4 protein-coding genes are annotated in these 13744 nt (G+C 35.0%); 2 read left to right on the top strand and 2 right to left on the bottom strand.

The window, feature by feature from the left end; genetic code table 11:
• On the bottom strand, positions 1 to 2988 hold a 2988-nt coding region (locus tag RAO94_12670; GenBank protein MDP8323193.1), incomplete at its 3' end, for a DUF4062 domain-containing protein.
• Positions 2989 to 3264: 276 nt separating this feature from the next.
• On the bottom strand, positions 3265 to 7698 hold the full coding sequence (locus tag RAO94_12665) for a DUF4062 domain-containing protein (protein MDP8323192.1): 4434 nt from the start codon (positions 7696 to 7698) through the stop codon (positions 3265 to 3267).
• Positions 7699 to 8268: 570 nt separating this feature from the next.
• On the opposite strand from RAO94_12665, the gene RAO94_12660 reads away from it, so the two are divergent.
• Entirely contained in the window at positions 8269 to 10356 is a 2088-nt protein-coding gene (locus RAO94_12660) for an ankyrin repeat domain-containing protein (GenBank protein ID MDP8323191.1), read from the top strand.
• Positions 10357 to 10841: 485 nt separating this feature from the next.
• Positions 10842 to 13744 (top strand): helicase-related protein (locus RAO94_12655; protein ID MDP8323190.1); only part of this gene is annotated, 2903 nt, incomplete at its 3' end.

Here is a 13744-nt window from a genome sequence, read left to right as displayed (position 1 = left end):
AATTCTTTCAAGCTCTGGATATTGATCAAAATTACATAGTAGAATTCCACCTTCTTTTAATCCAATGATTACGAATTTCCCATCAGGTGTAATATCAATAGATTCAACATAATTACCGTATAGTTTGTGATTATTAATTATTCTACCAGTTTCACTATCCAAGATTATGCATTCTGATTCAGATACTAACCCTACAATCTTACCATTTGGAACAATCTTCATTTGACCGAGCCCACTACAATCGAGTCTGTAAGAACAAACTAAAATTGCTAATGGATTCCATTTAGGTCTTATCGAATTTGCTAATATTAAAATGCTACTATCGACAAAGTTTAATTTTGAGTTTGCTAGATTTCCCACAAAACCCTCATTTGCATAATTCCAGGCTTGCTGGGTGGCAAAATGAGGGAATTCACAAGCATAATTTTGTAAATTATTGGCTTCCTGTCCCAGGAAATTGTAGAAATCACGAATTTTATCAGCATTATCAGGCTCATTCTTGATTCTGTTTATCTCTTTTTCAATTTGTTCCTTAGTCCAAGGGGTAATACTCTCAAGAATATCAAGTTCTTTAATCTCCCCTTTGGCATATGCAATTAGATCATGGGTATATTTTTCCATGCGAGCCTGTCTTACTCTTTCTTCTTCTCTTCTTTTAATTTCCCTTTCGATAGGTATTGTATCCAAAGCTAATTGATAATCATTCATCATCTCATAAGTCATACCAGCAGCACTTTTTGCCTGGATGAAATCCAGGTTACATAATGTTGCAGTCAATTCATCCCACATTTCAGCTTTAGTTTGCTGCCAGGGAAGTTCATCGCATTTACGAACATTGGGCATTTGTTCAGGTTCAATTTGTCGGAACCAGTCTTTTGCAGCAAAGTATTCTGCCAACTCTTTATGTTTACCCCTTTCCTTATCCAAATCTCTAAAATATATTTTATCAACTGCTTCTGCTAATTGTCTATGATAAAAAGTTATAACTTCGCCACCAGGAACTGTACGTCTGGTTAAATAATATTCCAGGTCATTGTATAACCTGATCCATAATACTGGGGGAATATATTTAGTAACATTATTTTGCTTTCCATCATTTTCCTGTTCAAGATAATGATATTCATGAAAAGATTGAATTCTAAAATCAATCCAGAATTCTTTGTCTGCTGCCAGAATTCCCAGGATTTCATCATCACTTAAGCCATACTTGGCACAGCGTAAAGCCGTAAGTATTTTATCTACAATAATTCCATGCGACTTGTCACTTGAAAGAGTTGAGTACAAATTTTCTATCATTTCTTGAATATTATGTCCAAGCCTGATTAATCTATCTTCATATTTCCATTTTTTCACCTGATCGAAAGCTAACCTTAAGTACAAAGGATTGCAATCAGCCTTTAAGAAAGCCTTAATGACATCATCAAATTGGTAATCTCGTAGAGTTCTTTTACAATCCGTTAGCCAGGATTCTAGTGCTTTTATCCCGTCTTCTTTAGTTAGCATACGTAATTTATGGAATACGGGCTCTTTTTCTCTTTTTATAAGATTTTCATAACTTACCCCTGGCAAAGTTGACAAGATAATTTTCACATGTTCTGGCAGTGTCTCTGGTAACCAGTTCATTTGCCCAAAAGGATCATTATCATAGGACTGATCAAGGGCATCTAAAAAAATAATCAAAGGATTTTCTTTAGTAGCCTTAGAAAGGTATTCCCTGAACTTATATTGCATAACTGAAGGTTCAATAGGAATTTCTTCACTATTGCCTTTATAGAATTTGCATAAACGATTACAAATATTATACAAAAGTGAATTGCCATTTGATGATTTACCAGTAGTACCGATAAAACGGCAAATGATCCTGGAATTCTGGTATGTATTATCTTTTTTCAAATCCAGAAATGCTTTTGCCAGAAATGCAGATTTTCCAATTCCAGATTGCCCCCATACCACAAATGGTTTCCTAAGTGATGAATCGATATATTCCCTTAATTTTGCTAAATCATTATTTCTACCGGCAAACCCATGACTCCTTTCCTCGGCAAATTTTACATGAGCTAATTCTTCCATCTCGTTTTCATCAACAGAATCAAATTTCTCTATCTCTGAATCAATGACATTCTTTAACCTTTCTTCTATTTCTTTTGATAACTCCTTTAAATGAGACCCATCAAGATTAGCTTTATCTACATTCCATATCGCAGGTATAGGAATAACATTGTCTTCAGTAATTTTCTTTTTCAATCTGTCTTTTAATCCCATTATTGGAGCCAGATCAGCATCAATGAAAATTCTATTATCAGAAGGACAATCTGTGATTTTATCTCTGAAATATGCAATTACGTGCCTTTCAGCATCATCCACTTTCAAAGCTCCTGCCTGAATCTCCTGCTCAGTTGCAGATCGTTCCATTTTCAATCTCTGCTTTGCTCTTGGGTTGTCATAATTCTTCTCTTCATCAGGATCTGGAAGATTTGCCTGAGCCCATTCAGTGAAAAAATTCACCAATGGAATCTCGACCTCTTTTTTGTATTTTTCTATATCATTTAAATATTTACCTTTAAGAGATTTAAGACACCATACAGGTTCAGGAAGCTGATTTTCATCCAGTTCATACCTATGCTTGACAATATCCTTGAGTTCATCAGTCATCGCAACTTTCATTTCTTCCATGATACTCTCTATGATTCTGTCAGGCAAAGGTTGCCAGCCGTATCTCTGTCCTAATAGAACTACGAAGTTTGGTTTTGGTGACAGCTCCTGGCAACGTTCTATTTCCTTTAAGCAAATTTCCATCGTTCTCTGGTCAATGGTTGCTTCATTACTGATTCCCCAGCGTAGATCCACTGCCTGAAACTGCCAGCCTCGTTCCTGGCAATATGTCCTCAGGTTCTTAAATGCTCCTAATTGCAAAGCATCTCTTTCCAGCTTAAAATCTTCAAATGTAGAACTCACAAATACCCTGATAATTTTTCTTCGTCTTTGCATATAATCTTCCTCTATTCGTCTATCCGTCCATCAGTCTTTCCCTCAATCCCTCTCTTCACCCCTTCTCCCCTTCTCATTTTCTCATCTTCTCATCTTCTCATCTTCCTCTATCCGTCCATCAGTCCATCCCTCAATCCCTCTATTACGAATAATCATTGCTTTCATTTAAATCTATATCATTAATACTTTCAGATTTAAGATATCATCTGAATTAACCTTAATATGAGTTAGATATCATCTTATTTAATTTCACATAGTTTTTTAATATCTCTTCGACTACCTGTCAGTATAACCACATCTTGGACAGGCAATAGGAGCATCTTCCTCACGTTTGAAATCCATTAAATAGCCACATTTAATACATTTTAAATCCCAATCCATTAATGCATTCGGGGAATGTTCCCAATTATGTTTTAAAATTTCATACCAATTTATTATAATTATGGGATATTCAATTTTCTTCCTGATGAAATTTTGAGAGGTTGTTTCCTTTTCAGTTGTTTCCTTTTCAGTTGTTTCCTTTTCACATGAAATGTCATCATTTTTCATCTGAAAGATATTTGCATCTTTAGGGTTTAGTTGAGATATGAAATCATACCTATTCTGATTATATAAGTTATTCCCTTTGAGAATATCATTGTAATTGATTTTCTCCCTTGGTCCAAGTTCAATCTCACTCATTTCTGCAATTATTATATATAATTGATTTGATATAGTCATGTAGCAAATATCACCTGAAGAGCAAATTCGTGGTTTGTTGATTGGCCAAGAATACCCATTAATAAATAGTTTCTCAAGAGATAATAGATTTCCGCGAAGAAAATTGTTTTTTACTTCACTTTTATTTTCTGTCTTAATAATAGGATTAACTTCATCCTTCCCTGAATTCAAAAACAGTCGCTCTGTCTCATTATTTTCTAGCTTAACGTCAAGATATTTGCCTTTTTTGTCAAACATAAGTTTTTCTACCCGTACATACGTATTATCCCCTATTTTAACATGCTTCAAGTCAATAATTTTATACCCATCGATATCAGTCCATAAGAATATTCTTCCAGATTCACCTGCAGCAGCAAAAGCAGATCGGCAACAACAGCTAACAGCTTTTGCATTAGAGACAGGGAATCTGAAGATAGTGGTTACATGTAAAGTTTTAGTATTAAAAATGCGTAACCCACTCCCTTTTAACTCTAACTCTGCTCCTGTTGCAGAAGTTGAACTGATTACCAAAGGGAAAGTTGATGCAAATAAATACTCTTCATTAAATGAAAAAATGACCTGTTCAACGAAACAAAGTCCTAAGTCGAAGCGCTTTCTCAATTTACCATCATAAATATTCCAAAGCCAAACGGACGTACTTCTAGAAAGAGTAACAAGGTATTTACCAAATGGAGAACTTAACGCAAATGAAATTTCTTTTGAATGACCTAGAAGCTTGTATTGTGATTCTTCCATTCCATCCAGATTACTTAAAGCTATTCTTGAATCTTGAGAACTACTTGCGATTAGTTTTTTATCTATAGAAATTGCCAAATGCTGAACTTCTCCAAAAGGATTACTATAAGATTTTTTTAATAAGCCACTGCTTGTTTGTCGAACTTGGACAGAGCCATCAGTAAAGCCAATTGCTAAATACTCACTATCAGGAGAAAATGCCCACGAACTAACAGAAGCCTTATGCCCGTATAACCTTGGATCATAGCTATGATGTTCAAAACCTGAAATTTCATTTGGATTTTTTGTACTTCTAATCTCTCCATACTCATCACCAAAACTTACATCATACATTTTTTCCTTCTGGATTATCTCTTGTGGAATAGCAAAATTCTTTATTGAATTTTTGGTTGCTAATTCTTTATCAACCAACTGTCCAGTAGTAACAGACCATGTTTTTTTCGAACCATCCTTACTCAGACTGACAATATCCCCATTAAGATTAAATGATATATTTATCGTGTTATCATTATCGATTATCGTGTAATATCCATTCATTAAAGGATTTGGAGGTGGTCGCAGTGAACGTAGCCAAAGAAAACCAGGAGTTAATTTATATTTAGCTGAGTACCATGCCTCGAGTAATCGATATAAACCAGTGTTTTCTTTTGAATAGCCTTTTTCTATATAATCATCTAGTTCAGGACAATCATACCACCAGCAAGAATTCCACAAACATTGAAACAAAGTAGTTGGATGCGTACTGATGAATTGGATATCCCGTCCTATTGCTTCTTTTAGAAGTTCAAAAATCCGAAAGAAAAAACTATTAAGAGGTAAGGATTTCAAAAATAAATCAAATTCAGCATATAAATCAAATATCATACCAGCTTCGGCTTTTGCTTCCAAGTAGAAAATATTACTTATTAGGCTAACTAATACTTCACCAATCTGTTCGTATTCACATGTACTCACTGGTGTACATAGAAGTTTGCTCTGATACTGATAAAATAATTCAGCAACCTTGCGGTGGTTCACCAGTCTTGGTTTTGGCGGGAAACAATCTATCTGTAATCGTTGCTTTTCTATTGATTCGAGAAAATAATCCATAGAACGAAAATAATTAGATAGTTGATCATGATATCTATGTGAGTTAACTTTTTTTGAAATTGTAGTGTGCAAATTTTCAGCATTTCTTTCTAATAAACTATATTTTTCTTTTAATACTTTCACAAATAACCTGTGAAAAAAAGTAATAATTGGCATGCCATTTACATCTCGTTCAGTGAGGAATGGTTCCAGATCCAGAAAGAGTTTCGACCATACTGCTAAAGGAATCTTATTAGATTTCTTTAATTCATCCCTATGATCTGGGTGGGAAAATTTCAGAAAAACTTCCCAATATTTTTTATCAGAGACCAAAACATCCAGTATTTCATGTTCTGCCAACCCGCTATATCTGCCGCAGAGCATATAAGAAATAACTTTTTCCACAAAACCTTTGAGATTTTTATCTTCGAGATTTTCAACAAAATCTATAATCATGCCTTCAACAGTTTCACTGATATTCAAATCTTGATGATATGAGTGCCAATTTTTTACTTGTTCAAATGCAAGTTTCAGATAAATAGCTAATGTGATCTTTGGTTTATTCATTATGTATTTGAGCTGCTTATCTGTAAGTGTTCTCTTAATAGCATCTAGCCAATTTTCAAGGATAATTTTAGCTTCCTCATTAGGGAGTAAAGGAAGCTTTTGTAACGAAGTATCCTGCAATCTGCTTTCAAGTTCCGGAAGTGAGGAGATAATTATCTTTACATTTTCCGACAGATTATTGGGTAGCCAGTTAAGAGCTTTGGCATTATCAGTATCAGATAATTGATCTAAAGCATCGAGAAAAACAAAGATCGGTTTTTCCCACGTTGCCAGAGCAAGGCACTTTTTGAAGGTTTCGCTCATTCCATACATTTCATTAAGCGATGTTTCTTTGCCTTCACCAACAAGTGTTTTCAGGTCAGTATTAAATTCAGAGGCAATTTGTTCTCCCACACTTTGCATTAGAGAGATGATATTTGAAGAATTGGAAGAAGTTCCCAGGAAACGATAAACAATGACAGTAGAATCGTCTTTATATTGTTTTATTATAAGTTGTATTGCTTTTGCCATGACACTCGATTTTCCGCAGCCTGATTCACCAATGATTGATAGAGTTTTATTATTTTGATCATTGATGTATCTACTAATTGATTCCAAAGGTTCTTTTCTGCCGCGAAACTGGGTGACTAATTTATTCTTAAAGTTCTCATGCAGAGTGATCTCGTGCTGCAATTCATCTTTGTTTATCACATTATCTATTTGTTCGGCAATAATTGATTTAAGATAGCAATATACTTTAGCTGCAAAATACTTAAGAGGTCTATCAATCTCAATTTTACCATCTATCCATTCAGCATCATAGGTAATATAGTGGTCTTCTAATCTAGCTTTTAATCCACTTTTCCCATCTTTTCCCACTTTTAATCTTTCTAATTGTTTAACGGAATATTCATCCCGCTTTGTCCCATTAAGATCAATATATCCTTCTGCTGTTACATCATCAGGAAGGTTTTTTACAACTCGCTCAAAAGCAAAAACATGCTTATTGGGATCTTCAATATTCTCTGGTGGATGCAAAGCTCCCTTGATGATCTCCTGGTGAGTAGCTGAAGTAAAATACTTAATTCTTTTTTTATCTGAGAAATCCAATTGATCAACAGCTTCTCGTAGAGCCTTCCTGATCTTCTTCTCAACCGGTTCCCATTTATCATAAATTTCAAATTTATCCTTTCTTTCCTGAAGTACATATTCGGGTTGAATAGCATTAGTATCCAAACGATACCAGCCCCTGTAATAATCGTTTTTCTCGTCCCAATAGAGTAATTTCTTTTGATCATCAGACAGTAATGGCAATATCAAGTCCATTTCCTCTTGTGGGATTTTCTCAGGAATTGGCTGCCAGCCGTATTTATCTCCGAGCAAGATCAGGAAATTCGGTTTAGGAGAGATCTTTTGACAACGAGCTACTTCATTCAGACAAGTTGCCAAAGTTTTTTGATTCAATTGTGTCTTTTCATTTATTCCCCATCTAAGATCAATCCCCTGGAATCTGGCATGATTTCTTAAGCAATATCTTTCTAATCTTGGGAAAACATATTTCTGCAATAGGCTTCGTTCTTCCTTCATATCAGTGAAAGTAGAGCTTACAAATACTCTAAATATCTTTGTCTGATTTGGCATCAATTTCTCCTATATATTAAACTTGGTATTACAAGATTTTCATCTCAGTTATTTCTCTTGTACATTTTCAGTATTCATCAATTTTCAATTTTTCCTTACTCTGCTTACAGTCCTCAATATTTTAGCTAATCCCTCTACTACGAATAATCATTGCTTTCATATAAATCAATGCCATTGTTTAATAATTTTGTAACCCCTGTCAATATCTTTGTTGATCACACACACATTATATTTTCACCCTCTACCCCCTCCCAAAGCAGGAATGCTTTGGCTACAACTATAAACCCCGCCCATATTCACATCACATTTCTTTTTTCGCGTCATTTCGCGCTTTTAGCGGTTAAAAACTCTTACATTTCCTGCACAAAATAGTTCGTTTTGTTCGTCTTGTTCGCTGCTAAGAAAAACTCTTATATTACATTTCTCTGTGTTCTCTGTGCTTCTGTAGTAAAAAAATCTTAAATTACATTCTTCAGTCGTTTTTAGTTTCTAAATTTTTTTATTGACAAACTTTTCTAATTATATTCACATATTCACACATTTCGGGGGAAATAATAAAAAGGAATTATTATGTCTAAAATTATCCTGCTAAGCCTTATGGTATTATGCCTTTTTGCTGTTCTTCCTGCCACTATCATCCACACAATGATTGATGATGGCGATATTGACGGCATCAAAAAAGAATTAACTTCCAAACCTGATCTACTGGAAGAAAAAAACGAGAATGTCTTAAGCCCGTTAAATTATGCCGCCTGCGAAGGCAATCTGGAAATGGTTCAATTACTGATCAGCTTAGATGCTGATGTTCATTCCGGAGATCTTGAAGGCAGCCAGCCTTTAATTAATGCTGCTGCTATGGGATATCTGGAAATCACCCGTTATCTGGTGGAGCATGGAGCAGAAATTGACCGCAAAGATAATAATGATGTCACTGCTTTAAGTTTTGCCTTAGCCAGAAATTACTCTGAAATTGCCAGCTATCTTATAAACCAGGGAGCAAATCCCAATCTTACCAAAATGAGCAGTTTGCCAGGTTTGTTTTACCCTGTGATCAATGGTGATCTTCCGCTGGTTAAGTTAATGATCGAAAATAAAGCTGTGATTGACACTACTCATGTTTCCGGTATCACTCCCTTTTTTTCTGCCTGCACGCGTGGTAATTTGGAGATTATTAAATATCTGATAGAACAGGGAGCTGATTTTAAAAAAGAAGATGATCAGGGCAGGACACCACTTTTCTGGGCTGCCATGAGAGGTCAAAGCGTCTGCGTGGAATATCTGATCACCTCAGGTGCTGATGTAAATAAAGCCAATAATGAAGGTGAAACTCCAATTTTCATGGCAATCTGTGACCTGACCACCCTCAAATTACTCCAGGAAAATGGTGGTGATATTCAGGGACTAAATGATGCGGGTTCTAATGCACTGATCAATATCGGCTGGAATGGTAACGCAGAAGCCCTTACCTATCTAGTAACACAGGTTGATGTGAATCAATTTAACGAATATGGCACTTCAGGATTCTATTTTGCTATTCAGCAGGATAGCCTGGAATTCGTTAAGATATTCCTGGAAAATGGTGCTGACCCTAACTTTGGCTGCTTAAATGAATGGCATCATTCTATCACTCAGATGCCTTCACACAAGGCTGCTGAAAATGGTAGTCTGGAAATGCTGAAACTGCTTGCTGAATATGGAGCAGAACTCAATAAACCAGATGTAAGGAAGGGCAGAACTCCTCTGCATTACGCTGCTGCTGGTGGATATTTTTATGTAGCAGAATATCTTCTCGAATCGGGTGCTGATTATAACTCCCTTGATTCTGATAATATGACTCCTCTTGACCTTGCCAGCAGATATGGATATGAAAATATCCAGTCTCTGCTCTTGAAATATGGAGCAAAGCCTGCCACTGTCTCTGCTGATTTGCAGGATATTGGTTCTGATGATTGCCGGGTTATCTATACAGGTCATAGCGGCTGGGTATTAGAAACCAGTGATCACATCCTGATCTTTGATTATTGGAAAAGAACTGATCCTCCCGCAGGATCTTCCATCAGATCAGGATTCATAACACGTAAATTTCTTGAGGGCGATAAACCTGTCTCTTTCCTCGTTTCTCATGAACATGAAGATCACTATGACCAGAGAATTTTTGAATTTGCTGATCTTCCCAATGTTGAATACTTTTTTGGATTTCAACCCCCTGTAGAAGAGGAGATCACCCTTCTCAATGCGCGTGAGCCATTCCTGAGAGATAACTTTGAGATATATCCCATATATTCAAATGATACTGGGGTCGGCTTCCTGGTGGAAGTAGATGGACTGGTTATTTTCCATCCTGGTGACCATGCGAATAGAGAACGTGATCTCAGTGGTGACTATCTCCCTGAAATTGAATATATCAAATCATTAAATAAAGATATTGACCTGGCATTTATGCCCATCAGTGGATGCAATTTTGGTGATAATGAAGCCGTCAGAATTGGTGTTTATAAAACTCTTGATATCCTGAAGCCCAGTTATTTCATTCCCATGCACTCTGGTGGTAATGAAGCAAGGTATGGTGCATTTAACCTACAGCTTACCCAGGATGAATATAACCTTGATAAATTCTCAGCTAAAGACCCCGGAGATAGATTCATTTACAGCTATTAATGTAGACTGATATCTCCAACCAGTTATCGAGTTAAGACGATGTACCAATCGGATTAACTTTAATCATATTTTGATATTTTTCTTTAGAACTATGGTATTAATATAGGATCATAATTGTATTTAATATACTTTAAAGCCACAGGGAACCCACAGGGAGGTCTCAGGGAGTAGGAATAAGATCGAAAATAGCTTTAACTTATTGGTATGATATTAAATATCTACCGAATTAAATTATTTAACATACAAATAGCAGAAAATGTTACTTATGGGATGTAAAATGTATTGAATCAGGTAAAACGACCGATTTACTGGTCGCTTTGACTATTTCAGTAAGAGTATTTTCTGCGTACTTGCCTGCTTACCAGATTTGATACGGCAGAAAGAGATTTATATTGACATTTTTATTTTCTTATTGATAAAAGAAATGATTAATAAAAAATTGGAATAGGTTATAGTTTTTAAAAAAATCGAAATAGAGGTAAGTAATGGCATTTAAAGATGTAGTTATTGATAATTACTCAAATGGTAAGCTTTTTGAATATTTAAAAAATAAATTAATGTTGGGAACTAAGGCATCATTTGTATCTGCTTATTTCACAATTTATGCCTATTATTATCTACGAGATGAACTTGATAAAATTAAGGAATTACGATTTTTATTTGGGGAGCCAAAATTCATTAAGAAAATAATTAAGGATAATGACTATCGTCCTTTAGCGATCGAAGATAGCTCATTAATTATACCTATAAAAGATCGTCTTGAGCAGAAAAAAATCTCTCAATTATGTTCTCAATGGATTAAGGATAAGGTAGAAATTAAATCAATAAAAAAATCAAGCTTCTTACACGGAAAAGCGTATTGCTTTGAGAAAGAATATCCTGACAGGAAAGTTTTCGATGCTGTCATTGGCAGTTCAAATTTTACTTATAGCGGACTGGGATTTGGTAATAATCCAAACATGGAACTAAACCTAAGAATGAGTGATGAAAGAGATATTGAAGAAGTTTTAGACTGGTTCAATAAATTATGGAATGATAATGATCTGGTTGAAGATGTTAAGGACAAAGTAATCAAATATATTGAACAACTCTATGCAGAAAATGCGCCTGAATTTATCTATTACAAATCTCTATTTCATATTTTTGAGGACTTTCTCAGCGAGGAGAGACAGGATACATTTCTAAAAGATCAAACAGGTTTCTTAGATTCTGAAACCTGGAACTCTCTTTATGCCTTTCAAAAAGATGCAGTAAAAGGTGCTATAAATAAAATAAATCGTTTCGGAGGTTGTATTATAGCCGATAGTGTTGGTTTGGGTAAAACTTTCGAAGCTCTGGCTATAATAAAATATTTTGAACTAAGAAATTGCCGAGTATTAGTTCTATGCCCCAAAAAGCTAAGAGGAAACTGGACAGTTTTTAGAGAAAATTATGACATCAATCCTTACTTAAAAGACAGGTTTGCTTTTGATGTTCTCTCTCATACTGACCTAACGCGAACTAGTGGTAAATCCGGAAATATAGAATTAGATAAAATTAATTGGGGAAATTATGATTTAGTTGTCATTGATGAATCTCACAATTTCAGGAACAATAAAAAAGGACAGGAGAAAGATGAAGTTCGCAAATATACCCGTTATGAGCGATTGATTGACAATGTTATCAAGAATGGAGTAAAAACTAAAGTCTTGCTTTTGTCAGCTACACCTGTAAATAATTATTTAAAAGACCTGAGAAATCAAATCTATCTTATTACTGAAGAAATTGATTCTTCTTTTACTGAATCTCTGGGTATTAAAAGCATTGAACAAACGATGAGAAACGCCCAGCTAAAATTTCAAAAATGGGCTAATGATAAACACAAGGATAAATTACATTCATCTCTATTGATGGAAAGTCTTGATTCTTCATTTTTTAAATTACTCGATGCTGTAACAATAGCCCGTAGCCGTAAGCATATTACTCAATACTACAAGGATACAATTGCCGAATTTGGTAAATTTCCTGAAAGGGCTAAGTCAATTGCTATCTTCCCTGATATAGATACTTTAGGTAAATTCCCATCATATGATAAATTATATAAAAGCATATCAAAGTTTAAGCTTTCCCTGTATCATCCTTCCAAATATTTAGATATTAAATACAGAGAAAAATATGATGTTAAAGGTATTAGAAAAGATGATTTTGACAATCAGGCTACACGGGAAAAATTCCTGATTGCAATGATGAGAATTAATTTTCTGAAAAGACTGGAAAGTTCAATTAAATCTTTTGAAATTACGATGAAGCGTACCATTGATAAAATAGACAGACTGATCAATAAGATCGGAGAATATCAGAGTAAAGAAGAAACCGGAGAGCTTTACGAGATTGAAATGATGATTGATTCTAACATGGTTGATGATGATGACTTTGAGCAAATGCAGGAAATGCTTACCGTGGGAAAGAAATTGAAGTTTGAATTGAAGCATCTTAACCTGGATAAATGGCTTAAAGGCCTTAAAGAAGATCGAGAGCACCTTTCAGCAATATATAATGAAGCAAAAGCAATTACCCCCAGTAGAGATGCAAAACTAAGAGAATTAAAAAAACTTATTAAAGGTAAGATCGAAAATCCCATAAATCCTAAAAATTCCAAAGTCCTATTATTTACAGCCTTCTTTGATACTGCTGATTACCTTTATAAAAATCTAAAAGACTGGTATCAGAGCGAATTTGGTCTTGATCTGGCTGTTGTTTCGGGAGGGAAAAAGAATAATCGCACAACATTCCATCCAAAACTATTTCCCAGGCAAACTGATTTCGATGCCATATTAACTAATTTCTCACCCATAGCAAAGAAACGTCATAAAATTAAAATAATGCCTCAAGAAGGCGGAATTGATCTGCTTATTGCTACGGACTGTATTTCAGAAGGTCAAAATTTACAGGATTGTGATTATCTTATTAATTATGATATTCATTGGAATCCGGTTAGAATAATTCAGCGGTTTGGCAGGATTGACCGTCTGGGAAGCATTAATGAAATAGTGCAACTCGTGAATTTCTGGCCCACAGAAGACCTTAATAACTATATCAGGCTAAAAGACAGAGTGGAAGCAAGAATGGCTTTAGTTGATATCACTGCCACTGCTGAAGATAATCTCTTAGAATCAGATCAGATTGAAAGCCTGCTGAAAGATGATATTAAATACCGGGATAAACAATTACTCAGGCTAAAGGATGAAATTCTGGATTTAGAGGAAATGGACGAAAACATATCATTAACTGATTTCACTCTGGATGATTTTCGGATTGAATTGCTGAATTATATCCAGAATAATAGAGAAAAACTTGAAAGTGCACCATTAGGCTTATATGCGGTTGTGCCTCACCCGTCAGCGAATTA

The sequence above is a fragment of the Candidatus Stygibacter australis genome (assembly GCA_030765845.1).
Taxonomy (GTDB): domain Bacteria; phylum Cloacimonadota; class Cloacimonadia; order Cloacimonadales; family TCS61; genus Stygibacter; species Stygibacter australis.
Note: the sequence above shows the minus strand (reverse complement) of the source record. Positions and strands in the feature narration are given on the sequence as shown.